Raw genomic sequence first — 26,358 nt, 5'->3', positions numbered from 1 at the left:
GGCAATGACCATGATGCCGGAGATCCTGCGGTTGCTGATCTAAAGCACGCTGCAACTTTTCCTGTGGCGAGGGAGCTTGCTCCCGCTGGGCTCTGTAGGAGCTGGCGAAGCCTGCGATCTTTTGATCTTGATCTTTCGCTCACGACTCAATGGGCAGTGGAAAGATCGCAGCCTCGTTGCACTCGACAGCTCCTACGGGGCCGCTTCGCGCTGGAGCGCCAGCCCGGCCCAGCGGGAGCAAGCTCCCTCGCCACAGATTGATCCGGTCATCACAGGGTTTGCATCAGCGGACAATCAGCGCCGCCGTTTGCTTGCCGCTAACCCCAGCGGTCTTTAGACTTACGCCTCATTTCAACGCGAGCAGGGTCGATGCCAGCTGCCTTTCCCCCCGATTCCGTTGGTCTGGTGACGCCGCAAACGGCGCATTTCAGCGAGCCCCTGGCCCTGGCCTGCGGCCGTTCGTTGCCAGCCTATGACCTGATCTACGAAACCTACGGCACCCTCAACGCCACGGCGAGCAATGCCGTGTTGATTTGCCACGCCTTGTCGGGGCATCACCATGCCGCCGGCTACCACAGCGTCGATGACCGCAAGCCCGGCTGGTGGGACAGTTGCATCGGCCCGGGCAAGCCCATCGACACCAGCAAGTTTTTCGTGGTCAGCCTGAACAACCTCGGCGGCTGCAACGGCTCCACCGGCCCCAGCAGCCTCAACCCGGACACCGGCAAGCCCTTCGGCGCCGATTTCCCGGTGCTGACCGTGGAAGATTGGGTCCACAGCCAGGCGCGCCTGGCCGACCGCCTCGGCATCGGCCAGTGGGCAGCGGTGATCGGTGGCAGCCTGGGCGGCATGCAGGCCCTGCAATGGACCATCACCTACCCGGACCGCGTGCGCCACTGCCTGGCAATCGCCTCGGCGCCCAAGCTGTCGGCGCAGAACATCGCCTTCAACGAAGTGGCGCGCCAGGCGATCCTCACCGACCCGGAATTCCACGGCGGTTCGTTCCAGGAACACGGCGTGATCCCCAAGCGCGGGCTGATGCTGGCGCGCATGGTCGGGCACATTACTTACCTGTCCGACGACTCCATGGGCGAGAAATTCGGCCGTGGCCTCAAGAGCGAGAAGCTCAACTACGACTTCCACAGCGTCGAGTTCCAGGTCGAGAGCTACCTGCGCTACCAGGGTGAAGAGTTCTCCGGGCGTTTCGACGCCAACACCTACCTGTTGATGACCAAGGCGCTGGACTACTTCGATCCGGCGGCGAACTTCGACGATAACCTGGCGAAAACCTTCGCCAACGCCACCGCCAAGTTCTGTGTGATGTCGTTCACCACCGACTGGCGCTTCTCCCCGGCGCGCTCGCGGGAGCTGGTGGATGCGCTGATGGCCGCGCGCAAGGACGTCTGCTACTTGGAAATCGACGCGCCCCAGGGCCACGACGCCTTTTTGATCCCGATCCCGCGCTACCTGCAGGCGTTCGGCAACTACATGAACCGTATAACGCTGTGAGGACGCCATGAGAGCCGATCTGGACATCATCCAGGAATGGATCCCCGCCGGCAGCCGCGTGCTCGACTTGGGCTGCGGCAACGGCGAACTGCTGACCTGGCTGCGGGACAACAAGCAAGTCACCGGCTACGGCCTGGAAAACGACCCGGACAACATTGCCGAGTGCGTCGCCAAGGGCATCAACGTCATCGAGCAGGACCTGGACAAGGGCCTGGGCAACTTCGCCAGCAACAGCTTCGACATCGTGGTCATGACCCAGGCCCTGCAAGCGGTGCATTACCCGGACAAGATCCTCGACGAAATGCTGCGGGTCGGACGCCAGTGCATCATCACCTTCCCCAACTTCGGCCACTGGCGCTGCCGCTGGTACCTGGCGAGCAAGGGCCGCATGCCGGTCTCGGATTTCCTGCCCTACACCTGGTACAACACGCCGAACATCCACTTCTGCACCTTCAAGGATTTCGAAGCGCTGTGCCACGAACGTGAGGCCAAGGTCATCGATCGCCTGGCCGTGGACCAACAGCACCGCCACGGGTGGGCCAGCAAGCTATGGCCTAATCTGTTAGGGGAAATAGGCATCTATCGGGTCAGCAGCCCAGGCCTGGCCGATCATCAGGTCGCGGTGTGAGCCCCGGCCTCACCAGGAGCACGACATGAAACGTCTAGCGTTGTTTTTGATCACCGCTTGCCTGAGCGTTGGCGCCATGGCCGCCGACGCCATCAAGGCCGAGCGCATGGAAAAATTCGGTGATATCACCGTGCACTACAACACCTTCAACTCCACGTTCCTGACGCCCGACATCGCCAAGGCAGCCGAGCTGATTCGCAGCAAGAACCAGGGCGTGATCAATATTTCGGTGATCAAGGGCGGCAAGCCCTTGATGGCCCAGGTCAGCGGCACGGTGAAAGACCTCACCAGCCAGAGCATCCCGCTGCAATTCAAGCAGGTGATCGAGCAAGGCGCGATCTACTACATCGCCCAGTATCCGGTGCCCCAGCAGGAAAACCGCACCTTCGAGATCCAGGTGCGGATCGGCGACAAGATCAACACCCTCAACTTCAACCAGGAACTGTTCCCGGGCCAATGATCAACCTTACCCAACTCGTGCTGGCCAGCCACAACGCCGGCAAACTCAAGGAACTGCAGGCCATGCTCGGCGGGTCGGTGCAGTTGCGCTCCATCGGCGAATTCAGCCAGGTGGAACCGGAGGAGACTGGCCTGTCGTTCGTCGAGAACGCCATTCTCAAGGCCCGCAATGCCGCGCGTATCTCCGGTCTGCCGGCGCTGGCCGACGATTCCGGGCTGGCCGTGGATTTCCTCGGCGGCGCGCCGGGCATTTACTCGGCCCGTTACGCTGACGGCAACGGTGACGCGGCGAACAACGCCAAGCTGCTCGACGCCCTCAAGGACGTGCCCGAAGCCGAGCGCGGCGCGCAGTTCGTCTGTGTGCTGGCCTTGGTCCGCCACGCCGACGATCCGTTGCCGATCCTCTGCGAGGGCCTGTGGCACGGGCACATTCTCACCGAGGCCAGCGGCGAGCACGGTTTTGGCTACGACCCGTTGTTCTGGGTGCCGGAGCGCAATTGCTCCAGCGCCGAGCTGGGGCCGGTGGAAAAAAACCAACTGAGCCACCGCGCCCGCGCCATGGCCCTGCTGCGTCAACGCCTGGGCCTGCAATGATCGATGACGCTCCCGCGCCGCTGATTCATGGCGGTGTCCAAACGCCTCGGGCGCCGCTGCCGGTGCTGCCGCCCCTGGCGTTGTACATCCACATCCCGTGGTGCGTGCGCAAATGCCCGTATTGCGACTTCAACTCCCACACCGCCAGTCCGCAGTTGCCGGAAGAAGAGTATGTCGACGCCCTGCTGGCCGACCTCGACCAGGACCTGCACGCGGTTTACGGTCGCCCGCTGAGCTCGATCTTCTTCGGTGGCGGCACCCCGAGCCTGTTCAGCGCCCAGGCCTTGGGCCGCTTGCTCAAGGGTGTCGAAGCGCGGATACCGTTCGCCCAGGACATTGAAATCACCTTGGAAGCCAACCCCGGCACGTTCGAGCAGGAAAAGTTCGTCGCCTACCGGGCCCTGGGCATCAATCGCTTGTCCATCGGCATCCAGAGCTTCCAGCAGGCCAAGCTCGAAGCCTTGGGCCGGATCCATAACGGTGACGAGGCGGTGCGCGCCGCCGGCATGGCCCGCCAGGCCGGGTTCGACAATTTCAACCTGGACCTGATGCATGGGCTGCCCGACCAGTCCCTCGACGACGCCTTGAGCGACCTGCGCCAGGCCATCGCCTTGAAGCCGACCCACCTGTCCTGGTACCAATTGACGCTGGAGCCGAACACGGTGTTCTGGAACCAGCCGCCGACCTTGCCCGAAGACGACACGCTGTGGGACATCCAGGAAGCCGGGCAGGCCTTGCTGGCCGAACACGGCTACGGCCAATACGAAGTCTCGGCCTACGCCCAGCCCGGTCGGGCGGCGCGGCATAACCTCAATTACTGGAGTTTCGGCGACTTCATCGGCATCGGTGCCGGCGCCCACGGCAAGCTCAGCCATCCGGACGGGCGCATCGTGCGCACCTGGAAGACCCGCCTGCCCAAGGACTACCTCAACCCAGCCAAAAGCTTCCAGGCCGGCGAGAAAATCCTGGCCAACGAAGAACTGCCATTCGAGTTCCTGATGAACGCCCTGCGCCTGACCGCAGGCGTGGAGGCGCGGCTGTACCCGGAGCGCACCGGGCTGCCACTTGAAAGCCTGGCCGAAGGCCGGCGCGAGGCCGAACAAAGCGGGTTGTTGCAGGTCGAACCGACACGTCTGGCGGCCACCGAGCGCGGACAGCTGTTTCTCAATGACTTGCTGCAGACATTTCTGAGCTGATCAACACAAGGAAATCGAATGGATCTGGTACTCGACCTGCTGGCCACCGTGTCCCGCTGGAGCCGCAGCAACCTGTCGGAAATCTCCCTGGCATTGGTAGGCTGTTTGCTGGTGCTGTTTGGTGCCGACATCAAGGGCTGGGTCGAACAGCGCCTGGGCAGCATCGCCGGCGCCTTGCGCGTCCCCTTGATCGCCCTGCTGTGCATGATCGGCAGCGGCGCGGCGCTGATCTACGCCACGCCGTGGATCGTCAGGGGCTTGAGCCAGTTCAACAACTACAGCCTGGCGCCGGTGTTGTTGGTGGTGTTGGTGTTGATTGGCGTAGTGGCGGATCGGCGCTGAACCAACAGACACCACGAAACACATGTGGGAGCGGGCTTGCTCGCGAATGCGGCAGAACATTCAACATCCATGTCGACTGCTACACCGCTTTCGCGAGCAAGCCCGCTCCCACAGGGAATCCCATTTCAGCAGGGATTTCTGGTGTTTACGCCAATTTCTCGAATTTCAAATCCCACACCCCATGCCCAAGCCGTTCGCCACGGCGCTCGAACTTGGTGATCGGCCGTTCAGCCGGGCGCGGCACGCACTTGCCGTCTTCGGCCAGGTTGCGATAACCCGGGGCGACGTTCATCACTTCCAGCATGTACTCGGCGTAGGGTTCCCAGTCGGTGGCCATGTGCAGCACACCGCCGACCTTCAACTTGCTACGCACCAGCTCAGCGAACGACGCCTGGACGATCCGGCGCTTATGGTGACGGCTTTTGTGCCAGGGATCCGGGAAGAACAGCATCAGCCGATCGAGACTGTTATCGGCCACGCAGCGGTTGAGCACTTCGATGGCGTCGCAATCGTAGACCCGCAGGTTGGTCAGCCCTTGGGTCAGTACGCCATTGAGCAGCGCACCGACGCCTGGACGGTGGACTTCCACACCAATGAAATCCTGCTCAGGTGAAGCGGCGGCCATCTCCAACAACGAGTGGCCCATGCCAAAGCCGATTTCCAGCGAGCGCGGGGCCGAGCGGCCAAATACCTGGTCGAAGTCGACCGGTGCGTCAGCCAACGGCAGGACATAAAGCGGCGCGCCCTGCTCCAGGCCACGCTGCTGGCCTTCAGTCATGCGCCCGGCGCGCATTACGAAACTCTTGATGCGGCGGTGCTGGCGCTCTTCGCCTTCTTCCGGCAGGACCGGCGTGTCGTTCGATTCAGTCATCAATGGCTCTTACTTGATCAGACCATCCAGCGGCGAGGAGGCGCTGGCGTAAAGTTTTTTCGGCATGCGCCCGGCCAGGTACGCCAGGCGACCGGCGACGATGGCGTGTTTCATGGCTTCGGCCATCAGGATCGGCTGCTGGGCGTGGGCGATGGCCGAGTTCATCAGCACCGCTTCGCAACCCAGTTCCATGGCAATGGTGGCGTCGGAGGCGGTACCGACACCGGCATCCACCAACACCGGGATCTTGGCTTCTTCCAGGATGATCTGCAGGTTGTATGGGTTGCAGATCCCCAAGCCCGTGCCGATCAGGCCGGCCAGCGGCATGACCGCGATGCAGCCGATCTCCGCCAGTTGACGGGCAATGATCGGGTCGTCGCTGGTGTAGACCATCACGTCGAAACCTTCCTTGACCAGGGTCTCGGCGGCCTTGAGGGTTTCGATCACGTTGGGGAACAGGGTCTTCTGGTCCGCCAGCACTTCCAGCTTCACCAGGTTGTGGCCGTCGAGCAGTTCACGGGCCAGGCGGCAGGTGCGCACAGCCTCGATGGCGTCGAAGCAACCGGCGGTGTTCGGCAGGATGGTGTAGCGATCCGGCGGCAGGATATCCAGCAGGTTCGGTTCGCCCGGGTTCTGGCCGATGTTGGTCCGGCGCACGGCGACGGTCACGATCTCGGCGCCCGAGGCCTCGATGGCCAGGCGGGTCTCTTCCATATCGCGGTATTTGCCGGTGCCTACCAGCAAGCGCGACTGGTAGGTACGACCGGCCAGGACGAAGGGCTTGTCGCTACGAACGATGCTCATGGGAAATCCTCTGTTGGGGTGAGGTTCTTGCGAAATGCTGCGAAACCGAGGCGACTAGCCGCCGCCGATGGCATGGACCACTTCGACCGAATCACCGTCGTTCAACGTGGTTTCGGCGTGCTGGCTGCGCGGGACGATATCCAGATTGAGTTCCACCGCGACGCGGCGTCCGGTGAGTTCCAGACGGGTCAGCAGGGCCGCAACGGTTTCACCGTCGGGCAGTTCAAGGGGTTCGCCGTTCAACTGAATGCGCATGCCGGATGCCGCCATCATTTTTAGGGGCTGGCATTCTAGCCCGATCAGTCTGGGTGACCCAAGCCCCTTGGTCAGCTACGAGCCACAAGCTTCAAGCGGCAAGTTGCAGGCGCCAGGCCGCGATGCCCAGGCACAACCAGCCGATCAGGAAGGCCACGCCGCCCAAGGGCGTGATGATGCCCAGCTTGGTAACGCCTGTAAGGGTCAACAAATACAGGCTGCCGGAGAACAACAGGATACCGATCACAAAGGAAACCCCAGCCCAGGTGACGATGCGTCCGGGAATGTGCGTGGCCAGCAGCGCGACGCCCAGCAACGCCAGGGTGTGGACCAGTTGGTAGGTGACGCCGGTGTGGAAAATCGCCAGGTAATCGGCGCTCAGGCGGCTTTTCAGGCCATGGGCGGCGAATGCCCCCAACGCCACGCCTGTGAAACCGAAAAAAGCCGCCAGCATCAGAAAGCTACGCAACATGGGAACTCCAATCAGACTCGGTGGGCAGGGTCTGTATAATGGCCCGCTCGACGGGTTCGGCCAAGCCATCTCTATGCTGCGTACATTGTTTCGACGATTCCTTAAAGCCCTGCTCTGGTTCGCCGTCGGCAGCGTTGTGCTGGTGCTGCTGTTTCGCGTGGTGCCACCACCGTTCACCGCGCTGATGATCGAGCGCAAGGTTGAATCCTGGTTCAGCGGCGAGCCGATCGACCTGCAGCGCGACTGGCAACCTTGGGACCAGATATCCGACAGCCTCAAGGTTGCGGTAATTGCTGGCGAAGACCAGAAATTCCCCGAACACTGGGGCTTCGACATCGGTGCGATCCAGGCCGCCTTCGCCCACAATGGCCGTGGCGGCTCGATCCGCGGCGCCAGCACCCTCAGCCAGCAAGTCTCGAAAAACCTGTTCCTGTGGTCGGGCCGCAGCTGGCTGCGCAAAGGCCTGGAGGCCTGGTTCACCGCACTGATCGAAGTGTTCTGGCCCAAGCAGCGGATCCTCGAGGTGTACCTCAATAGCGTGGAGTGGGATGACGGCGTGTTTGGAGCGGAAGCGGCGGCGCGGCATCACTTTCGCGTGGGCGCGGGTGCATTGTCTCGGCAACAGGCCAGCCTGTTGGCGGCGGTGTTGCCCAACCCGCGAAAATGGAGCGCAAGCCGGCCGAGCCCCTACGTGCTACGGCGGGCGGGTTGGATTCGCCAGCAGATGGGCCAGTTGGGGGGCGCCGGTTATCTATTGCAGCTGAATGAGTCGCGGCGGGCGCCCTGGGCGCAATAACCAAGACACTGGAGACCCCTTGTGGGAGCGGGCTTGCTCGCGAATGCGGTGCACCAGATACATTGATGTGGACTGGCACACCGCATTCGCGAGCAAGCCCGCTCCCACAGGTGGAGTGTCAGGTCCGAGATTGAGCACAAACAAAAACGCCCCGATCATCACTGATCGGGGCGTTTTTTATTGTCGCTATCGCAGGTCAAGCCGCGATCGAGACCTTGAGCTTGTTCATCGCGCTCTTCTCAAGCTGGCGAATCCGCTCGGCCGACACGTTGTACTTCTGCGCCAGGTCGTGCAGCGTGGCTTTTTCCTCGGCCAGCCAGCGCTGGTAGAGGATGTCGCGGCTGCGCTCGTCCAGCACTTCCAGTGCTTCGTGCAGGTTGGTATTGGAGTTGTCACTCCAGTCGGCGTCTTCCAGTTGACGCGCCGGGTCGTACCGGTGGTCTTCCAGGTAGTTGGCCGGCGATTGGAAAGCGCTGTCGTCGTCCGCTTCGGCGGCCGGGTCGAAGGCCATGTCATGGCCGGTCAGGCGGCTTTCCATCTCGCGCACTTCCCGAGGCTCCACGCCCAGGCTTTCGGCAACGCGATGGACTTCCTCGTTGTTCAGCCAGGCCAGACGCTTCTTCTGGCTGCGCAGGTTGAAGAACAGCTTGCGCTGGGCCTTGGTGGTCGCGACTTTCACGATGCGCCAGTTGCGCAAGATGAACTCGTGGATTTCCGCCTTGATCCAGTGCACGGCAAACGACACCAGGCGTACACCCATTTCCGGGTTGAAACGCTTGACCGCCTTCATCAGGCCAACGTTGCCTTCCTGGATCAGGTCGGCCTGGGCCAGCCCGTAGCCGGAATAGCTGCGGGCGATATGTACGACAAAACGCAGGTGGGCGAGCACCATCTGCCGAGCCGCCTCAAGATCCTGCTCATAGTAGAGACTCTCGGCCAGTTCACGCTCCTGCTCGGGGGTCAGCAGCGGGATGCTGTTGACCGTGTGCACATAGGCCTCCAGGTTCGCACCCGGGACCAGAGCATAAGCAGGTTGCAAAGAAGTGGTCATACGAAAAAACCTCCAACTTACATAACTCGTGCAGTTCAGCACTGCGAAAATTGACCGGGAACCGTAGGACAAGTTCCCACAAAAACCGAAAGGTCAATACGCGCAAAAAACACTATTTTGGCGCAAGCTCACGCAAGTGGCGTGCGACCGCAATCCATGCACCGATATAACCCAACAGCACCGCGCCAAGCAAGAGCGACAGACCGTCGGCGACTGGCACTCCGGCCAGCGAGAAATCACTGCCGTACAAACCGGCCAGCCCCACTACCGCATCGTTCAGCCAATCCAGGCCAAACGCCAATACGCCCCAAGACAGAATGCCGGCACCGAAGCCGTACAGCGCCCCCATATAAAGGAAGGGCCTGCGTACATAACTGTCCGTACCGCCGACGAGTTTAATCACTTCTATCTCGGTGCGGCGGTTTTCAATATGAAGACGAATGGTATTGCCTATCACCAAAAGTAATGCAGAAACCAGCAGCACCGTCAGACCAAAGACAAACCGGTCGCCAAGCTTGAGGATCGCCGCCAGACGCTCGACCCAGACTAGATCAAGTTGCGCCTGTTGTACCTTCGGCAACTCGGAAAGTCTTTGTCTTAATGCTTCAAGGGCCGGCTTGTCGACCTCGTTCGGCGTCACCAGCACCACGCCTGGCAGCGGATTCTCCGGCAATTCCTTGAGGGCATCGCCCAGGCCGGACTGCTGCTGGAATTCCTCCAGCGCCTGCTCGCGCCCGATGTATTCGGCATCGGACACGCCTGGCATGGCCTTGATTTGCTCACGCAACGCCTGGCCTTCACCAGGGCTGGCGTCCATCTGCAGGTAGAGGGAAATCTGCGCGGCGCGCTGCCACGAACCGCCGAGGCGCTCCACATTATTTAGCAATAATGACAGCCCCATGGGCAGGCTCAAGGCAACCGCCATCACCATGCAGGTAAAGAAGCTGCCGATGGGCTGCTTGCCCAGGCGCCGCAGGCTGTCCAGCAGGCTGGCGCGATGGCTTTCGATCCAGGCACGCAGCAGCGTGGCGAAGTCCGGGCCGTCGTCATCGTCGCGCTTTTTCTTTTGCGGCTGCGGATCGGAGGCCTTCGGGGCCACGCGTTCGGCCACTTTCGGGCTGCGAGTAGCACTCATACGCCGGCCTCCCCGTCACCGATCAGTCGACCGCGTTGCAAGGTGAGCATGCGGTGACGCATGCGCGCGATCAGTGCCAGGTCGTGACTGGCGATCAGCACGCTGGTGCCCAGGCGGTTGATGTCTTCGAATACGCCCATGATTTCCGCCGCCAGGCGCGGGTCGAGGTTACCGGTGGGTTCGTCCGCCAGCAGCAAGGCCGGGCGATGGACGATGGCGCGGGCGATGCCGACGCGCTGTTGCTGGCCGGTGGACAGGTCGCCTGGGTACAGGTCGGTCTTGTCCGACAGGGCCACGCGCTCCAGGGCCGAGTCCACGCGCTTGATGATCTCGGCCTTGGACAAGCCGAGGATCTGCAACGGCAACGCCACGTTGTTGAACACCGTGCGGTCGAACAGCAATTGGTGATTCTGGAACACCACGCCGATCTGCCGCCGCAGGTAGGGGATCTGGGCATTGCTGATGGTGCTCAGGTCCTGGCCGGCCAGCAGCAGTTTGCCAGTAGACGGTCGTTCCATCGCCAGCAACAGGCGCAGCAGGGTACTTTTACCGGCGCCGGAATGGCCGGTGACAAACAGAAACTCGCCCCGACGGACCCGAAAGCTCAGCTCATGCAAGCCGACATGACCGTTCGGATAGCGTTTACCGACCTGTTCGAAACGAATCATGAATGCTCCCGCTCGGCAAACAGTGCCTGGACAAAGGGCTCGGCTTCAAAGGTGCGCAAATCGTCGATGCCTTCGCCCACGCCGATGTAGCGAATGGGCAGGCCGAACTGCTTGGCCAGGGCGAAAATCACCCCGCCCTTGGCCGTGCCGTCGAGCTTGGTCAGGGCCAGCCCGGTCAGTTCGACGGTCTGGTTGAATTGCTTGGCCTGGTTGATGGCGTTCTGGCCGGTACCGGCGTCCAGCACCAGCAGCACTTCGTGGGGCGCGTCGGCGTCGAGTTTGCCGATCACCCGGCGAACCTTCTTCAACTCTTCCATCAGGTTGTCTTTGGTGTGCAGGCGACCGGCGGTGTCGGCGATCAGCACATCGACGCCACGGGCCTTGGCCGCTTGTACGGCGTCAAAGATCACCGAGGCGGAGTCGGCACCGGTGTGCTGGGCGATCACCGGGATCTTGTTGCGCTCGCCCCACACTTGCAGCTGTTCGACTGCGGCGGCGCGGAAGGTGTCGCCCGCGGCCAGCATGACTTTCTTGCCTTCGAGCTGCAGCTTCTTGGCCAGCTTGCCGATGGTGGTGGTCTTGCCGGCGCCGTTGACGCCAACGACCAGAATCACGAACGGCTTGTTCTGCGAAGCCACCACCAGGGGTTTTTCCACCGGCTTGAGCAGGCTGGTCAGCTCGCCTTGCAGGGATTTGTACAGGGCATCGGCGTCGGTCAGCTGCTTGCGCGCGACCTTCTGGGTCAGGCTCTGGATGATCACCGACGTGGCCTCGACACCGACATCGGCAGTCAGCAGGCGGGTTTCGATGTCTTCCAGCAATTCGTCATCGATGACTTTCTTGCCCAGGAACAGGCTGGCCATGCCTTCACCGATGCTGGCGCTGGTCTTGGACAGGCCCTGCTTGAGGCGGGCGAAGAAGCCGACCTTGTTTTCTTCGGCCGTGCGTGGCGGCTCGGCCGGAGTCGGAACCTCAGCCGGAGCAGGCTCTGGCTCAGGAACGGGTTGAGGCGCGGCGGGCGTAATGACGGACGCTGGCGCTTCGGCAACCGGCGCCTCGATCGGCTTCTCGACAGGTTGCGTCGTTGCCGGAATCGGTGGTGGGGTATGCGCTGCTTCGTCCTCGACCAGCGCAACCGGCTCTTCCGCCACCGGCAAGGTCAGCCAGGGCGTTTGCCCGGCCGGCGGGGTCAGCGGCTGTTCGGCCAGCGGCTCAGGCGCGAGCTCGGGTTCAGGCTCGGCCGGCTGCAGCACCGGCTCGGCAATCGGCAGGACGATGGGCGCCGCCTCTTCGGCCACTGTTTCGGCGGCGGGCTCAGGTAGCGCTTCTGGCTGTTCGACGACGGTTTCCTGCGGCTTCTTGCGCAGCCATCCGAACAGGCTTTTTTTCTCGCCAGCCGCAGCTGGGGTCTTCTTGTCGTCGTTGGAACCAAACATGGAGGACGGCTATCTCACGGTAGCGACGCGCCACGAGGGCGCCTCGGTGATAAATATTCAATGCTGAACAGACTGCGTTTCATCCAGCTTGTTCACGCGCAACATTTTGTCGAAGCGTCCCCAGGACGCCTCAAAGTCGATTTTTTCGAAGGACTGGTACGGCATCATCGGCGAAAACGTCGGGATCAACGAGCAAACCCAACGTTTCTCCGCAGAACCCAGACAACCCCGGGCCGATAAAAGGCCCGATAGGCGTGGCCGCCAGTAAAACGGATCAGTATCCTAGCACCTCCTCGCCTGCTGAGGCTAAGACCTAGCAGGCAACCCAACAGGTTTAAACACGAATGAATGCTCTTGCCCGCCGCGCCGCAGGCCTGCTGCTCAGCACAGTTTGTCTGCCCTTTTCAGCCTTGGCTGCCGACCCACAACCCACCCATGAATTCACCCTCGACAACGGCCTGAAGGTCGTCGTGCGCGAAGACCATCGCGCGCCGGTGGTGGTGTCCCAGGTCTGGTACAAGGTGGGTTCCAGCTACGAAACGCCAGGCCAGACCGGTTTGTCCCACGCCCTTGAGCACATGATGTTCAAAGGCAGTGAAAAAGTCGGCCCCGGCGAAGCGTCGCTGATCCTGCGCGACCTCGGTGCCGAAGAGAACGCCTTCACCAGCGATGACTTCACCGCCTATTACCAGGTGCTGGCCCGTGACCGCCTGGGCGTGGCCTTCGAACTGGAAGCCGACCGCATGGCCAGCCTGCGCCTGCCGCCGGAGGAATTCAGCCGCGAGATCGAGGTGATCAAGGAAGAGCGGCGCATGCGCACCGACGACAAGCCCATGTCCAAGGCCTATGAGCGCTTCAAGGCCATGGCTTACCCGGCCAGCGGCTACCACACGCCGACCATCGGCTGGATGGCCGACCTGGACCGGATGACCGTCGAAGAACTGCGTCACTGGTACCAATCCTGGTACACCCCGAACAACGCGACCCTGGTGGTGGTTGGCGACGTAACGCCGGATGAGGTCAAGTCCCTGGCCCAGCGTTATTTCGGCCCGATTGCCCGGCGCGCGGTGCCGGTCGCGAAAATCCCCCTGGAACTGGCCGAACCCGGCGAGCGCCAGATCACTTTGCATGTGCAGACCCAACTGCCCAGCGTGATGCTGGCTTTCAACGTGCCGAGCATCGCCACCGCGACAGACAAGGCGTCGGTCAACGCCCTGCGGCTGATCTCGGCCTTGCTGGACGGCGGCTACAGCGGCCGGATCCCGACCCAGCTGGAGCGCGGTGAAGAATTGGTGTCCGGCGGTTCGTCGAGCTACGACGCCTACACCCGTGGCGACACGCTGTTCACCTTGTCGGCAACGCCCAACACGCAGAAAAACAAAACCCTGGCCCAGGCCGAAGCCGGTCTGTGGCGCTTGCTCGAACAGCTGAAAACCACCGCACCGACCGCCGAGGAACTGGAACGCGTACGCGCCCAGGTCATCGCCGGGCTGGTTTACGAGCGCGATTCGATCACCAGCCAGGCCACCGCCATCGGCCAGCTGGAAACCGTCGGTTTGTCCTGGAAGCTGATGGACACCGAACTCGCCGAACTGCAAAGCGTGACCCCGCAAGACATCCAGAAGGCAGCCCAGCTGTATTTCACCCGCTCGCGTCTAAGCGTTGCGCACATCCTGCCCGAGGAGAAAGCTCATGAGTGAGCGCAAATCATCGCGCCTGGTGCCGATCGGCCTGGTGTCGATCGCCCTGGCCTGCGCCCTGGCCTTTTACCTGACGCCGTCCAGCGACTCCAACGCCAGCCAGGCCTTGGACAAGGCCAAGTCCGGCAACAAGCTGCAATCCTTGGCTGAACTGAACGACAAGGCGCCCAGCCGGCGCCAGCTCGATGTGCAAACCTGGAAAACCGTCGACGGCGCCAAGGTGTTGTTCGTCGAAGCCCGGGAATTGCCGATGTTCGACCTGCGCCTGACCTTCGCCGCTGGCAGCAGCCAGGACGGCGACGCCCCTGGCCTCGCCCTGCTGACCAACGCCATGCTCAACGAAGGCGTGGCCGGCAAGGATGTCAGCGCCATTGCCCAGGGCTTCGAAAGCCTCGGCGCGGACTTCGGCAACGGTGCCTACCGGGACATGGCCGTGGCGTCCCTGCGCAGCCTCAGTGTGGTCGACAAACGTGAGCCGGCCTTGAAGCTGTTCGCCGAAGTCGTCGGTAAACCGACCCTCCCCGCCGACTCCTTTGCCCGTATCAAGAATCAGATGCTGGCCGGCTTCGAGTACCAGAAGCAGAACCCCGGCAAACTGGCGGGCCTGGAACTGATGAAGCGCCTGTACGGCGAGCATCCTTATGCCCACTCCAGCGACGGCACCGCCGAGAGCATTCCACCGATCACCCTGGCCCAGGCCCGAGCGTTCCACGCCAAGGCCTATGCCGCCGGCAACGCCGTGATAGCCCTGGTGGGGGACTTGTCCCGCGCCGAAGCAGAAGCGATTGCCAACCAGGTTTCCACCGCGCTGCCCAAAGGCCCGGCCCTGGCGAAAACCCCGCCACCGGTGGAGCCGAAGGCGAGCATCGGTCACATCGAGTTCCCCTCCAAGCAGACCAACCTGATGCTCGCGCAACTGGGCATCGACCGCGACGATCCGGATTATGCCGCCGTGTCCTTGGGCAACCAGATCCTCGGCGGCGGTGGCTTCGGCACGCGGTTGATGACTGAAGTTCGCGAAAAGCGCGGCCTGACCTACGGCGTGTACTCCGGTTTCACGGCGATGCAGGCCCGCGGCCCGTTCATGATCAATTTGCAAACCCGTGCAGAGATGAGCGAAGGCACCTTGAAACTGGTGCAGGACGTGTTCGCCGACTACCTCAAGACCGGTCCGACCCAAAAAGAACTCGATGACGCCAAGCGCGAGTTGGCCGGTAGCTTCCCGCTGTCCACCGCCAGCAACGCCGACATCGTCGGCCAGCTCGGCGCCATGGGGTTCTACGACTTGCCGCTGAGCTACCTGGAGGACTTCATGCGCCAGTCCCAGGAACTGACCGTCGAGCAGGTCAAGGCCGCGCTGAACAAACACCTGAGCACCGACAAGATGGTTATCGTCACCGCCGGCCCGAGCGTGCCGCAAAAGCCGTTGCCGCCCCCCACTGACAAACCTGCCGAGCAGCCGCTCGGGGTTCCGGAGCACTAATGGCCCGCCCATCCAATTCCAGCAAGAAACCCGTGCACAACGGTGTGAACCAGTTGCGCATCATCGGCGGCGAATGGCGCAGCCGGCGCCTTAGCTTCCCGGATGCCCCAGGCTTGCGCCCGACCCCGGACCGCGTGCGGGAAACCCTGTTCAACTGGCTCGCGCCCTACGTGGCGGGTGCCCGGGTACTCGACCCGTTCGCCGGCAGCGGCGCGCTGTTTCTCGAGGCCTTGTCCCGCGGCGCCGCCATGGGCCAGGCGCTGGACGCCAGCAATCTGGCGGTCTCCAGCCTGAAGGAACACCTGGGCACCCTGCGCTGCACCGTCGGCCAGGTGCAAACCGCCGATGCGCTGCGCTACCTCGACAGCCAACCGGCAACGCCTTTCGACCTGGTGTTCCTCGACCCGCCGTTCAACCAGAACCTGTTGCCGACGGTCTGCGCCTTGCTCGAAGAACGCCAGTGGCTGGCCGAGGATGCCTGGGTCTACACTGAAAGCGAGACCGCCCCGTCCACCCTGGGCTTGCCGGGCAACTGGCGCTTGCACCGCGAGCAGAAATCCGGACGGGTGTATTACGCGTTGTGGCAGCGTTTGACAAAGGACATGGGCTGAACGGCTGACCCGTACATCGAGAATAATAATGATGTCCGCCGCACCTGAACGTTTCGTCCCTGCTCCGGGCCTTGGCAATCCGCACCTGCAAACCTTGTGGGGCCCCTTGTGGCGCCCGACCACCCACATCGCGCGCCAACGCGAGCGCTTGTGGTTGGAAGACGGCGATTTCCTCGACCTCGACTGGCATGGCCCCCACAGCGCCGAGGCACCCTTGGTGCTGGTGCTGCACGGGCTGACCGGCTCTTCCAACTCGCCCTACGTGGCCGGGTTGCAGCAGGCGCTCGGTCGCCAGGGCTGGGCCAGTGCGGCGTTGAACTGGCGCGGCTGCTCGGGTGAGCCGAACCTGCTGCCGCGCAGCTATCATTCGGGCGTCAGCGAAGACCTGGCCGCCGCCATCGCCCACTTGCGCGCCCGACGCCCCTTGGCGCCGCTGTTTGCGGTGGGCTATTCGTTGGGCGGCAATGTGCTGCTCAAGCACCTGGGAGAAACCGGCGGCGACAGCCAGTTGCAAGGGGCGGTGGCGGTCTCGGTACCGTTTCGCCTCGACCAGTGCGCCGATCGCATTGGCCAGGGATTCTCCAAGCTCTACCAGGCGCATTTCATGCGACAACTGGTGGCCTATGTGCGCAACAAGCAACGCCAGTTTCTGCACGACGGACGTCACGAAGGCCTGGCGACCCTGGCGGCGCTGGGTCCGCTGGAGAACATGCGCACCTTCTGGGACTTTGACGGCCGGGTAACGGCGCCGCTGCATGGGTTCTCCGATGCAGCGGATTACTACCGCCGCGCCTCCAGCCGCTATTTCATGGCAGCTATCAGCACGCCGACCCTGGTCATCCAGGCCGCCGACGATCCTTTTGTCTTCCCCCACAGCCTGCCCGAACCGGGCGAATTATCGGCCTCGACCCGGATTGAATTGCACGCCCGGGGTGGGCATGTGGGGTTTGTCGACGGAACCTTGCGCCGCCCCGGGTATTACCTGGAGCGGCGGATTCCCCATTGGCTGGCCAGCCTGGGCCACCGCTGAGCGTGGCAAGGGCAGTAAAAGGATCTGCAGACAAAACGAATCCCTGTGGGAGCGGGCTTGCTCGCGAAAGCGGTGGGTCAGATTGCATTAATGTTGGATGTACCGCCGTCTTCGCGAGCAAGCCCGCTCCCACAGTTTTTGGGATGTTCACCAGTCTGGTGTTCACCCATATTGATTCCGGGTGTTCGTTATTCGCCCTTCGCCACGCCCCGCTGTGGATCATTGATCCACTCACTCCACGAGCCGGCATACAGCCGTCCCAACGGATAGCCTGCCAGGCACAAGGCAAACAGGTTATGACACGCCGTCACGCCGGAGCCGCAGTACGCCACCAGTTCGGTGGGCGAACGCTCGCCCAGTTTTTCGGCGAAGCGTTGCTTGAGCTGTTCGGCCGGCAGGAAGCGGCCATCGGCGCCCAGGTTGTCGGTGAACGCTGCGCACTGGGCGCCCGGGATATGCCCGGCTATCGGGTCGATTGGCTCGACTTCGCCCTTGAAGCGCGGCAAGGCCCGGGCATCCAGCAAAGTCATGGCCGGCTCGCCAAGGCGTTGTTGCAGGGCTTGCGCATCGATCAACAAACTCGCGTCCGGCGCACCGCTGAAGGTCCCACGACCGTTCTGCGGCGGATCAAGACTCAGGGGCAAGCCGGCGGCATGCCAGGCCTTGAGCCCACCGTCGAGGATGTACACGCCGTCGCGCTTGCCCAGCCAGGCCAGCAACCACCAGGCCCGCGCGGCATAGGCGCCGGGACCGTCGTCGTACAGCACGACCTCGCTGTCGTTATCCAGCCCCCAAGTCTTGAGACGCTCGATCAACGCCTCGGGCTCGGGCAACGGATGACGCCCGGCCACGCCCTGGGTCACCGCTCCACTCAAGTCGCGCTCAAGGTCTGCGAACGACGCCCCGGCAATGTGGCCCTCGGCATAACTGCGCTGACCGTAATCCGGGTCTTCCAGGGCGAAACGGCAATCGAGGATCACCAGCCCGGGCTGGGATCGCCGCTGTTCGAGGGCTTGGGGGCTGATGAGTTGCGCGATGGGCATGGTGAGCTCCTGTGACTGAATCGGGGATCGATTCCTACTGCCCTTCCTCCAGGGTCTGGGCCAGCGGGACGTAATATTCCTTGAACAGTGCATCCACCGCCTCGCGGGCCTGGTCGGTCACGAAACCGGCCTCCAGCACCAGCACCTGATAGACGCCGCGCTTGATGGCCTGCTCGCTCAGGTGGCTGAAATTTTCCCGCGTGGTGCACAAGAACCGCACCCAGGACGTGAGGATGATCCAGGCGTTGAGGGTCAGGGATTCGATCTGCACCCGGTCCATCTTCAGGATACCGGCGGCAACGAAGCCCTCGTAGATCGCGGTGCCGTGGATCAGGCAGCGCTGGGAAAACCGCCGATAGCGGGCCGCAAGGTCCGGATCGCTGTCGAGCAGATGCTCCAGGTCCCGGTGCAGGAAGCGATACCGCCACATGGCCGCCAGCAGTTCCTGCAGGTAAAAGCGTTTGTCATCCACTGTGGCCGCCCGGCCCTGGGGCGGACGCAGGAAACTGTCCACCAGGTTCTCGTACTCACTGAACAGCACGGCGATGATCGCCTGCTTGTTGGGGAAGTGGTAATAGAGATTGCCCGGGGACATGTCCATGTGGGCGGCGATGTGATTGGTGCTGACGCTACGCTCACCCTGTTGGTTGAACAGCTCGAGGCTGTTTTGCACGATGCGCTCGCTGGTTTTCATTCGTGGGGCCATGGTTTGGGCTTTAATTCGACGAAAGCATTGAACGGCATCTTACGACCTATCCGCCACAGGAAAAACCCAAAGCCGCTAAGTGATGTCATTGACTTTTTAGAGTATAAGCTCTAAAAAACACCCACTCTAATAATATCTGGTGCCTGACGATGCCTGCCGACGTGGCCTACCTGCACGAGTCTCAACAACAACTGGACGAGCTGCGGTCGCGCTTCGATGCCCAGCGCCAGGCCTACGCCGCCCACCCGATGCCACCGGCCGTACAGCGCCGCCAATGGCTCAAGGCACTGCGGGAGGTATTAAGCAACGAACGCCAAGCCTTGATCGACGCCATCAGCCAGGACTTCAGCCACCGCAGCGCCGACGAAACACTGCTGGCCGAGCTGATGCCGAGCCTGCATGGCATTCATTACGCCAGCCGTCACCTCCAGGGTTGGATGAAGCCCTCCCGGCGCAAGGTGGGCATGGCCTTTCAACCGGCGTCCGCCAAAGTGATCTATCAGCCGTTGGGCGTGGTCGGGGTCATCGTCCCGTGGAATTACCCACTGTTCCTCGCCATCGGGCCGCTGGTAGGGGCACTGGCGGCGGGCAATCGGGTGATGCTCAAGCTCAGCGAATCGACACCGGCGACCGGCTTGCTGCTCAAGCAATTGCTGGCCCGGGTCTTCCCCCAGGACCTGGTGTGCGTGGTGCTGGGCGAGGCGGACGTGGGCATGGCGTTTTCCAAGTTGCCCTTCGATCACCTGTTGTTCACCGGCGCCACCAGCATTGGCAAGCATGTCATGCGCGCCGCTGCGGAAAACCTGACGCCGGTCACCCTTGAGCTGGGTGGGAAATCGCCGGCCATCGTGTCGGTCGATGTACCGATCAAGGACGCCGCCGAACGCATTGCCTTCGGCAAAACCCTGAATGCCGGGCAAACCTGTGTCGCCCCGGACTATGTGCTAGTGCCGCAGAACCGCGTCGGCGAGTTCGTCGAGGCCTATCGCGAGGCGGTTCGAGGGTTTTATCCGACCCTGGCGGACAACCCGGACTACACCGCCGTCATCAACGAACGACAACTGGCGCGGCTCAACGGCTACATCGGCGACGCTACCAGCAAAGGCGCGTTGCTGATCGAGCTGTTCGAGCAAGGCCAGGGTCGCCGCATGGCCCACAGCCTGCTGCTCAACGTCAACGATGAGATGACCGTCATGCAGGACGAGATCTTCGGCCCGCTGCTGCCCATCGTGCCCTATGACAATCTGGACCAGGCGTTTGCCTACATCAATCAGCGACCCCGCCCGCTGGCGCTCTACTACTTCGGCTACAACAAGGCCGAACAGCATCGCGTGCTCCACGAAACCCATTCCGGCGGCGTCTGCCTGAACGACACGTTGCTGCATGTCGCCCAGGATGACATGCCATTCGGCGGCATCGGGCCCTCGGGAATGGGGCACTACCACGGGCATGAGGGTTTCCTGACCTTCAGCAAGGCCAAGGGCGTGCTGACCAAACAGCGGTTCAACGCGGCGAAGCTGATTTATCCACCCTATGGCAAGCCGTTGCAGAAACTGATCCAGAAGCTGTTTGTCCGCTGACGCGTCTCTTGCCGGGTAATAACAATAATGAACCCAAGCCTCATCGATGCCCCCGCGCTGTCACGGCGCGGCCTGCTGAAATTCAGCCTCGGCGCCAGCGCCTTCCTGGCCACCGTCGGGCTCGGCGTCAGCCTGAGCGGTTGCTCGCCAAGCCAACCGGCCGCGGGCTTGATTGCCCTGCGCGACAGCGACCTGCCATTTCTACGCAGCGTCATCCCCGTGATGCTGGAGGGCGCAGTGACCCCCGAACGAATCCCTGCCGCCACTGACGAAACCCTGAAAAGCCTGGACAACGGCCTGGCCCACTTGTCCCCCGCCATGCTCAAGCTCACGCATCAGCTGTTCGATGTGCTCACCCTTGGCATTACCCGTGGACCACTGACCGGGGTCTGGGGCACGTGGGAGAACGCCAGCGCCGATGACATCCGCCAATTCCTCGCCCGGTGGGAAAACAGTTCTCTGGACCTGCTGCGCCAAGGCCACAGTTCATTGCTGCAACTGGTGATGATGGCCTGGTACAGCCGCCCCGAGTCCTGGGCGCGTTGCGGGTATCCAGGACCGCCCAAGATTTGAAAGCCAGTGAGATCCTGTGGGAGCGGGCTTGCTCGCGAAGGCGGTGTGTCAGCTTGCATAAATGTTGAATGTACAGCCGCCTTCGCGAGCAAGCCCGCTCCCACAGGGTTCCTCATCGTCGACACATAACAATAAGAGAGCCCCGAACATGCCCGTACCCGATCCCTTCCGCGAAGGCCTCGCCCGTGGCTGGACCACCTACAACGGCGCGCAGTTGTCCCAGGACCTTACCCTGGAAGCGGACGTGGCCATCGTCGGCAGCGGTGCCGGTGGCGGGACCACGGCGGAAATCCTCAGTGCCGCCGGCTACCGTGTGTTGCTGATCGAGGAAGGGCCGCTCAAGACCAGCCATGACTTCAAGCTGCTCGAAGACCAGGCCTACAGCAGCCTGTACCAGGAAGGCCTCGGGCGCATGAGCAAGGACGGCGCCATTATCATTCTCCAGGGCCGGGCCGTCGGCGGCACGACGCTGATCAATTGGACCTCCAGCTTCCGCACGCCCGACCAGACCCTCGACCATTGGGCCGCCGAGCACAACGTCAAGGGTCACGGCCGCGCTGACATGGCACCCTGGTTTGCGCAGATGGAACAACGCCTGGGCGTGGCGCCGTGGCTCGTTCCGCCCAACGCCAACAACGACGTGATCCGCAAAGGCTGTGAACAACTGGGCTACGCCTGGCACGTCATCCCGCGCAACGTCCGCGGTTGCTGGAACCTGGGTTATTGCGGCATGGGCTGCCCGACCAACGCCAAGCAGTCGATGCTGGTCACCACCATCCCGGCCACGCTGGACAAGGGTGGCGCGCTGCTTTACCTGGCGCGGGCCGAGCGCCTGACGATCAAGAACGACGCCGTGGTCGGCATCGAGTGCCAAGCCATGGACGAACGTTGCGTGGCGCCGACCGGGCGGCGCATCACCGTCAAGGCGCGGCACTACGTGCTGGCGGGTGGTGGCATCAACAGCCCGGGCCTGCTGTTGCGCTCCGAGGCGCCAGACCCGCACGAACGCGTGGGCAAGCGCACCTTCCTGCACTTGGTAAACATGTCCGTCGGGCAATTCGACGAGGTCATCAATCCGTTCTACGGCGCGCCGCAATCGATTTATTCGGATCATTTCCAATGGCAGGACGGGACCACCGGCAAGATGGCCTACAAGCTCGAAGTCCCGCCCCTGCACCCGGCCCTCGCCACCACGTTATTGGGCGGGTTCGGCGCCGAGAACGCCGTGCACATGGCCCAACTGCCCCATACCCACGCCATGCTGGCGCTGTTGCGCGATGGTTTTCACCCGGACAGTCCCGGCGGCAGCGTCGAGTTGCGCAGCGACGGCACGCCCGTGCTCGACTACCCCGTTTCGCCGTATACCTGGGATGGCCTGCGCCGGGCTTTCCACAGCATGGCCGAAATACAATTCGCCGGCGGCGCCAAGGCGGTCATGCCCGCCCATAGCGATGCCCACTACGTGAAGACCCTGGCCGAAGCCCGCACACTGATCGACGGACTCGACCTGGCCTTGTATCGCACGCGCCTGGGCAGTGCCCACGTGATGGGTGGCTGCGCCATGGGCGAAGACCCGAAAACCGCTGTCGCCGACAGCCTGGGCCGCCACCACCAACTGGGCAACCTGTCGATCCATGACGGCTCGCTGTTCCCCACCAGCATCGGCGCCAACCCGCAGTTGTCGGTGTACGGGCTGACCGCACAACTGGCGACGGCCTTGGCCGAACGCCTGAAAACCCCATGAACCCTGTATTGAAACCGTGGCGAGGGAGCTTGCTCCCGCTTGAGCGCGAAGCGCTCACAAAATGGGTCTGCTGCGCAGCCCAGCGGGAGCAAGCTCCCTCGCCACAGGCTTACCGAACGTCTGGATATCCGGGTTATTCGCAGCGTCTATAGTGCTTTCTTACGCAACAGCCGACTTGGCCGACCGAGAAGGCTGCGATACCATCCGACTCCCCAACGGACTCCCGCCAGGACGACGCGATGAACCGAGTGTTGTACCCAGGTACCTTCGACCCTATTACCAAGGGCCATGGCGATCTGGTCGAACGCGCCGCGCGCCTGTTCGACCATGTGATCATTGCCGTCGCCGCCAGCCCGAAGAAAAATCCGCTGTTCCCGCTGGAACAACGTGTGGAGCTGGCCCGCGAGGTCACCAAGCACCTGCCCAACGTGGAAGTGGTCGGCTTCTCGACGCTTCTGGCCCACTTTGCCAAGGAAAAGAACGCCAACGTGTTCCTGCGCGGCCTGCGCGCGGTCTCGGACTTCGAGTATGAGTTCCAACTGGCCAACATGAACCGCCAGCTGGCACCAGACGTCGAAAGCCTGTTCCTGACGCCGTCGGAACGCTACTCGTTCATTTCCTCGACCCTGGTACGGGAAATTGCGGCGTTGGGCGGTGATATCACCAAGTTCGTCCACCCGGCCGTGGCCGATGCACTGACCCTGCGCTTCAAGAAATAGCTGGCGGGTGCTGCGAGCCGCCTCGCAGCACAGCGCAGTCCATCGCGCCCGCGTGCACTGCGCTCGCCAATGCGGCACAATTGCGCCCATACGTTTTCAGATGCCCGGGCCCAACGCCCCGGCAGGAGCCTGCATGTCCCTGATCATCACCGACGACTGCATCAATTGCGACGTCTGCGAACCCGAGTGCCCGAACGCCGCCATTTCCCAAGGTGAGGAAATCTACGTCATCGACCCGAACCTGTGCACCCAGTGCGTCGGCCATTACGACGAACCCCAGTGCCAGCAGGTTTGCCCAGTGGATTGCATTCCGCTGGACGAGGCTCATCCGGAGACGGAAGAGCAGTTGATGGAGAAATATCGCAAGATCACTGGCAAGGCTTGAGCCAGGTGGTTTTCTAGCGTCTGTACCGACGTCTTCGCGAGCAAGCCCGCTCCCATAGAAATCGACTGTGTTCACATGATTTGTGTCATAAGCACATCCCTTGTGGGAGCGGGCTTGCTCGCGAAGAGGCCCTCAGCAACCACCCAGATATAACTGTCGACCTTCACTCCTGCCGCTCAAACCCCTCCCCCACACACCCCAGGCATCGCACAAACGTGGCTTTCGCCGGGTCCACCACCAGCGCCTTCCCCGCATCGCCGACCCCACCGCCCAGCGCGGTAAAGGGCAACGACACCACGAACGCCCCCGCCCCGATCACCGTGGCGGCGAGCAGCAGTGGGCGGGCGATCAGCAGATCACCGATCATGGCAAAAGCCGGCGGATTCTGGATGGTGTAGCGCGGGTCGCCGCTGCCACTGTTGGCCTGGGCAGGCAAACCAACACTCAGCAGCAGCGCTAAAGCGACAGGTCGAAGCAATTTCATCGGGCGATCCTTCGGCTAAATCAGTTAATACTGACTATAGACCGTAGGACCGATCAGCTCTGGCAGCGAGGGCACCAGACGCTGGCGCGCTGGCCCAGGCGGATTTCCCGCAGCCCCGTGCCGCAGACCTTGCACAGTTCCCCGCCCCGGCCATAGACAAACAGCTCCTGCTGGAAATAGCCCGGCTGGCCGTCCCCACCGATGAAGTCCCGCAACGTGGTGCCACCGCGCTCGATGGCATGGGCGAGGATGCGCTTGATCTCGATCGCCAGCTTCAGGTAACGCGCCCGGGAAATGCCTCCGGCTGACCGGCGCGGGTCGATCCCGGCGGCGAACAGCGCCTCGGTCGCGTAGATATTGCCCACGCCCACCACCACTGCGTTGTCCATGATGAACGGCTTGACGGCCATGGAGCGCCCTCGCGAAAGCTGGAACAACCGCTCGCCATCGAACAGGTCGGTCAACGGCTCGGGACCGAGGCGAATCAACAACTCGTGATTAAGCGGGTCGAGGCTCCAGAGCATCGCGCCGAAACGCCGAGGGTCGGTGTAGCGCAAGGCCAGGCCCGACTCCAGCTCGATGTCCACGTGCTCATGCTTGAGGGCGGGCATGCCGACCTCCACCAGGCGCAAGTTGCCGGACATGCCCAGGTGGCTGATCAACGTGCCGACCTCGGCATTGATCAACAGGTATTTGGCCCGCCGCTCCACTTGCACGATGCGCTGGCCCGAGAGCCGCACGTCGAGATCTTCCGGGATCGGCCAGCGCAGGCGGCGGTCACGGACCACCACGCGACTGACCCGCTGGCCTTCAAGATGGGGCGCGATGCCGCGACGGGTGGTTTCGACTTCCGGCAGTTCTGGCATGGGGTTCTCGCGTCAGGCGAAGCCGCGCGCTCAACGGGAGGCGAGGTCGCGAATTTCCTGTTTTTGGGTCTGGAAGTCGTATTCCGACAAACCGATGTAGTCGAGCACCAGGCCCCCGACGCTCTCCCACTCGTGGTCTTCGGCCTGGTTGCCCAGCACCCGGTGGGAGGCACAGATGTTCTCGGACATCTTCAGGATCGCCAGCAGGTTTTTCAGCGGGCTGTTGTTGCGTGAAGACTCGTCGCTGAACACCGCCAGGGCATTGTGGTGGTTGGCAATGGCCTGGCTGACGTGATCCGGCAGGCGCCAGGACTTGGACGTGTAGTAACCGACCACCGCATGGTTGGTGTTGAACACGCGGTTCTCGGTGTCCACCACCCGGCACTCGGCGCTGGCACTGGCGTAGGCCTCTTCCAGCACGCTCATGTAGTTGGGAAACTGCTTGAGCATCAACGGCACGCCACAATCGTGGAACAGCCCCAGGGCATAGGCTTCGTCACCATTTTCCAGGCCGACGCGCTTGGCCAGGGTCAGGCAGGTCATCGCCACGTCCTGGGCCGTATCCCAAAAGCGGTTCAGGGTGACGATGGCGTCGTCGTGCAGCTCGCCCTTGATCGACTGCGCATTGATCAGGTTGATGATCGAACGGCTGCCCAGCAGGTTCACCGCGCGCTGGATCGAAGTGATCTTGTTGCGCAGGCCGTAATACGGCGAGTTGACGATCTTGAGCAAGGCCCCGGAAAGGCCCGGGTCCTGAGAAATCAGTTTGGCGATGGTCTCCAGGTCCGGGTCGGGCATGTACTGCTCCATCTGCAGATCCACCATGATCTGCGGCTGGGGCGGCACGCTGATGCCTTGCAAGGACTGTTGGATCTGTTCGGCAGTAAGCTCTTTGGACATGAGTACACACTCTGGGTCAGGCGGGGATTCTAACCCTTAAAGATGGATCCGATACACCGCAAGGAAGATCGGCGGAACTTTGCTTGAGGTATCGGCTTGCGCGTGAGGCCCGCGCTCTGTAGGAGCTGGCGAAGCCTGCGATCTTTTGATTTTGATCTTGATCTTTCGCTCGCGACTCAATGGGCAGTGGAAAAGATCGCAGCCTCGTTGCACTCGACAGCTCCTACACAGCTCCTACACAGTTTCTACGGCCAAGGGAGAAGGTGTCCCCCTCACCACATGTCCACCGCAAGCCCCGCCAGGGTTGCAACACGGTAT

General features: G+C 62.6%; 29 protein-coding genes. 16 read left to right on the top strand and 13 right to left on the bottom strand.

Annotation, left to right across the window (positions count from 1 at the left end; translation table 11 throughout):
• Positions 1 to 369 precede the first annotated feature (369 nt).
• The 6 genes from HU767_RS19245 to HU767_RS19220 are packed head-to-tail and all read left to right on the top strand — an operon-like array spanning position 370 to position 4,728.
• Positions 370 to 1,509: a homoserine O-acetyltransferase gene (locus tag HU767_RS19245; RefSeq protein ID WP_095962437.1), complete on the top strand. Its 1,140-nt coding sequence runs from the start codon at positions 370 to 372 to the stop codon at positions 1,507 to 1,509.
• A gap of 7 nt (positions 1,510 to 1,516) precedes the next feature.
• Positions 1,517 to 2,137 carry a methionine biosynthesis protein MetW gene (gene metW / locus HU767_RS19240; protein ID WP_053126236.1) on the top strand — a complete coding sequence of 207 codons (621 nt, stop codon included), beginning with the start codon at positions 1,517 to 1,519 and terminating at the stop codon, positions 2,135 to 2,137.
• A 25-nt stretch (positions 2,138 to 2,162) separates the two neighbouring features.
• Positions 2,163 to 2,597 (top strand): DUF4426 domain-containing protein, encoded by a 435-nt coding sequence (locus tag HU767_RS19235; protein WP_186707531.1) that lies wholly within the window; start codon positions 2,163 to 2,165, stop codon positions 2,595 to 2,597.
• A complete protein-coding gene (gene rdgB / locus HU767_RS19230; RefSeq protein ID WP_186730239.1) occupies positions 2,594 to 3,190 on the top strand; it encodes an RdgB/HAM1 family non-canonical purine NTP pyrophosphatase in 597 nt (198 codons plus the stop codon). Before HU767_RS19235 ends, rdgB begins: the two co-directional genes overlap by 4 nt.
• Positions 3,187 to 4,386 carry a radical SAM family heme chaperone HemW gene (hemW, locus tag HU767_RS19225; protein WP_238349499.1) on the top strand — a complete coding sequence of 400 codons (1,200 nt, stop codon included), beginning with the start codon at positions 3,187 to 3,189 and terminating at the stop codon, positions 4,384 to 4,386. Before rdgB ends, hemW begins: the two co-directional genes overlap by 4 nt.
• An 18-nt stretch (positions 4,387 to 4,404) precedes the next feature.
• Positions 4,405 to 4,728 (top strand): DUF3392 domain-containing protein, encoded by a 324-nt coding sequence (locus HU767_RS19220; RefSeq protein ID WP_014340681.1) that lies wholly within the window; start codon positions 4,405 to 4,407, stop codon positions 4,726 to 4,728.
• A gap of 145 nt (positions 4,729 to 4,873) precedes the next feature.
• Here the strand turns inward: HU767_RS19220 and trmB are convergent, their stop codons facing one another.
• From trmB to HU767_RS19200, 4 genes are all read right to left on the bottom strand, one after another.
• The gene (trmB, locus tag HU767_RS19215; protein WP_181288180.1) at positions 4,874 to 5,599 is read right to left on the bottom strand and encodes a tRNA (guanosine(46)-N7)-methyltransferase TrmB; all 726 of its coding nucleotides are present in this window, start codon (positions 5,597 to 5,599) and stop codon (positions 4,874 to 4,876) included.
• Between the two features lie 9 nt (positions 5,600 to 5,608).
• The gene (locus tag HU767_RS19210; RefSeq protein ID WP_003177480.1) at positions 5,609 to 6,403 is read right to left on the bottom strand and encodes a thiazole synthase; all 795 of its coding nucleotides are present in this window, start codon (positions 6,401 to 6,403) and stop codon (positions 5,609 to 5,611) included.
• 54 nt (positions 6,404 to 6,457) lie between these two features.
• Positions 6,458 to 6,658 carry a sulfur carrier protein ThiS gene (gene thiS, locus HU767_RS19205; RefSeq protein WP_163006804.1) on the bottom strand — a complete coding sequence of 67 codons (201 nt, stop codon included), beginning with the start codon at positions 6,656 to 6,658 and terminating at the stop codon, positions 6,458 to 6,460.
• A 91-nt stretch (positions 6,659 to 6,749) separates the two neighbouring features.
• The gene (locus HU767_RS19200; protein WP_186707533.1) at positions 6,750 to 7,130 is read right to left on the bottom strand and encodes a DUF423 domain-containing protein; all 381 of its coding nucleotides are present in this window, start codon (positions 7,128 to 7,130) and stop codon (positions 6,750 to 6,752) included.
• A 73-nt stretch (positions 7,131 to 7,203) separates the two neighbouring features.
• On the opposite strand from HU767_RS19200, the gene mtgA reads away from it, so the two are divergent.
• On the top strand, positions 7,204 to 7,926 hold the full coding sequence (gene mtgA, locus HU767_RS19195) for a monofunctional biosynthetic peptidoglycan transglycosylase (RefSeq protein ID WP_186730238.1): 723 nt from the start codon (positions 7,204 to 7,206) through the stop codon (positions 7,924 to 7,926).
• Positions 7,927 to 8,122: 196 nt separating this feature from the next.
• Here mtgA and rpoH read toward each other — a convergent pair whose 3' ends face one another.
• The 4 genes from rpoH to ftsY form a co-directional block, all read right to left on the bottom strand.
• Positions 8,123 to 8,977: an RNA polymerase sigma factor RpoH gene (rpoH, locus tag HU767_RS19190; RefSeq protein ID WP_003177476.1), complete on the bottom strand. Its 855-nt coding sequence runs from the start codon at positions 8,975 to 8,977 to the stop codon at positions 8,123 to 8,125.
• 112 nt (positions 8,978 to 9,089) lie between these two features.
• Positions 9,090 to 10,112: a permease-like cell division protein FtsX gene (gene ftsX, locus HU767_RS19185; RefSeq protein ID WP_186707535.1), complete on the bottom strand. Its 1,023-nt coding sequence runs from the start codon at positions 10,110 to 10,112 to the stop codon at positions 9,090 to 9,092.
• The gene (gene ftsE, locus HU767_RS19180; RefSeq protein ID WP_003177474.1) at positions 10,109 to 10,780 is read right to left on the bottom strand and encodes a cell division ATP-binding protein FtsE; all 672 of its coding nucleotides are present in this window, start codon (positions 10,778 to 10,780) and stop codon (positions 10,109 to 10,111) included. The genes ftsX and ftsE overlap by 4 nt, the downstream gene beginning before the upstream one ends.
• The gene (gene ftsY, locus HU767_RS19175; RefSeq protein ID WP_186730237.1) at positions 10,777 to 12,216 is read right to left on the bottom strand and encodes a signal recognition particle-docking protein FtsY; all 1,440 of its coding nucleotides are present in this window, start codon (positions 12,214 to 12,216) and stop codon (positions 10,777 to 10,779) included. The genes ftsE and ftsY overlap by 4 nt, the downstream gene beginning before the upstream one ends.
• Before the next feature lie 344 nt (positions 12,217 to 12,560).
• Here ftsY and HU767_RS19170 point away from each other — a divergent pair, with 344 nt between their 5' ends.
• From HU767_RS19170 to HU767_RS19155, 4 genes are read left to right on the top strand one after another with little or no spacing between them, the layout of a single operon-like run.
• Positions 12,561 to 13,916: a pitrilysin family protein gene (locus HU767_RS19170; protein ID WP_186730236.1), complete on the top strand. Its 1,356-nt coding sequence runs from the start codon at positions 12,561 to 12,563 to the stop codon at positions 13,914 to 13,916.
• Entirely contained in the window at positions 13,909 to 15,399 is a 1,491-nt protein-coding gene (locus HU767_RS19165; protein ID WP_186730235.1) for a pitrilysin family protein, read from the top strand. The genes HU767_RS19170 and HU767_RS19165 overlap by 8 nt, the downstream gene beginning before the upstream one ends.
• Positions 15,399 to 16,010: a 16S rRNA (guanine(966)-N(2))-methyltransferase RsmD gene (gene rsmD / locus HU767_RS19160; protein ID WP_122567412.1), complete on the top strand. Its 612-nt coding sequence runs from the start codon at positions 15,399 to 15,401 to the stop codon at positions 16,008 to 16,010. The genes HU767_RS19165 and rsmD overlap by 1 nt, the downstream gene beginning before the upstream one ends.
• 31 nt (positions 16,011 to 16,041) lie before the next feature.
• Positions 16,042 to 17,040, top strand: coding sequence for a hydrolase (locus HU767_RS19155; RefSeq protein WP_186730234.1), 999 nt, complete (start codon positions 16,042 to 16,044; stop codon positions 17,038 to 17,040).
• A gap of 188 nt (positions 17,041 to 17,228) precedes the next feature.
• Here HU767_RS19155 and HU767_RS19150 read toward each other — a convergent pair whose 3' ends face one another.
• Both HU767_RS19150 and HU767_RS19145 read right to left on the bottom strand, forming a co-directional pair.
• The gene (locus HU767_RS19150) at positions 17,229 to 18,083 is read right to left on the bottom strand and encodes a sulfurtransferase (protein WP_186730233.1); all 855 of its coding nucleotides are present in this window, start codon (positions 18,081 to 18,083) and stop codon (positions 17,229 to 17,231) included.
• A 34-nt stretch (positions 18,084 to 18,117) separates the two neighbouring features.
• Positions 18,118 to 18,789: a TetR/AcrR family transcriptional regulator gene (locus HU767_RS19145; protein WP_060740184.1), complete on the bottom strand. Its 672-nt coding sequence runs from the start codon at positions 18,787 to 18,789 to the stop codon at positions 18,118 to 18,120.
• Positions 18,790 to 18,938: 149 nt separating this feature from the next.
• On the opposite strand from HU767_RS19145, the gene HU767_RS19140 reads away from it, so the two are divergent.
• The 5 genes from HU767_RS19140 to HU767_RS19120 all read left to right on the top strand — a co-directional run bounded on the left by HU767_RS19140 (position 18,939) and on the right by HU767_RS19120 (position 23,790).
• Positions 18,939 to 20,369, top strand: coding sequence for a coniferyl aldehyde dehydrogenase (locus tag HU767_RS19140; protein WP_186730232.1), 1,431 nt, complete (start codon positions 18,939 to 18,941; stop codon positions 20,367 to 20,369).
• Between the two features lie 27 nt (positions 20,370 to 20,396).
• Entirely contained in the window at positions 20,397 to 20,942 is a 546-nt protein-coding gene (locus tag HU767_RS19135; protein ID WP_186730231.1) for a twin-arginine translocation pathway signal protein, read from the top strand.
• 148 nt (positions 20,943 to 21,090) lie between these two features.
• Positions 21,091 to 22,686, top strand: a complete 1,596-nt coding sequence (locus HU767_RS19130; RefSeq protein WP_186730230.1) for a GMC family oxidoreductase — start codon at positions 21,091 to 21,093, stop codon at positions 22,684 to 22,686.
• Between the two features lie 239 nt (positions 22,687 to 22,925).
• Positions 22,926 to 23,405, top strand: coding sequence for a pantetheine-phosphate adenylyltransferase (gene coaD / locus HU767_RS19125; protein ID WP_003177462.1), 480 nt, complete (start codon positions 22,926 to 22,928; stop codon positions 23,403 to 23,405).
• A 133-nt stretch (positions 23,406 to 23,538) separates the two neighbouring features.
• On the top strand, positions 23,539 to 23,790 hold the full coding sequence (locus HU767_RS19120) for a YfhL family 4Fe-4S dicluster ferredoxin (RefSeq protein WP_003195146.1): 252 nt from the start codon (positions 23,539 to 23,541) through the stop codon (positions 23,788 to 23,790).
• Between the two features lie 163 nt (positions 23,791 to 23,953).
• On the opposite strand, the gene HU767_RS19115 is transcribed toward HU767_RS19120, so the two are convergent.
• From HU767_RS19115 to HU767_RS19105, 3 genes are read right to left on the bottom strand one after another with little or no spacing between them, the layout of a single operon-like run.
• Positions 23,954 to 24,274, bottom strand: coding sequence for a multidrug transporter (locus tag HU767_RS19115; protein WP_186707546.1), 321 nt, complete (start codon positions 24,272 to 24,274; stop codon positions 23,954 to 23,956).
• 53 nt (positions 24,275 to 24,327) lie between these two features.
• Positions 24,328 to 25,140, bottom strand: a complete 813-nt coding sequence (gene mutM, locus HU767_RS19110; RefSeq protein ID WP_186707547.1) for a bifunctional DNA-formamidopyrimidine glycosylase/DNA-(apurinic or apyrimidinic site) lyase — start codon at positions 25,138 to 25,140, stop codon at positions 24,328 to 24,330.
• A gap of 30 nt (positions 25,141 to 25,170) precedes the next feature.
• A complete protein-coding gene (locus HU767_RS19105; RefSeq protein WP_186730240.1) occupies positions 25,171 to 25,986 on the bottom strand; it encodes an HDOD domain-containing protein in 816 nt (271 codons plus the stop codon).
• Positions 25,987 to 26,358: the final 372 nt, after the last annotated feature.

This window comes from Pseudomonas sp. SWRI179 (genome assembly GCF_014268705.1).
In the GTDB taxonomy this organism is placed as follows: domain Bacteria; phylum Pseudomonadota; class Gammaproteobacteria; order Pseudomonadales; family Pseudomonadaceae; genus Aquipseudomonas; species Aquipseudomonas zanjanensis.
The sequence above is the reverse complement of the archived record's forward strand: the minus strand, read 5'-3'. Positions and strand labels throughout refer to the sequence as shown.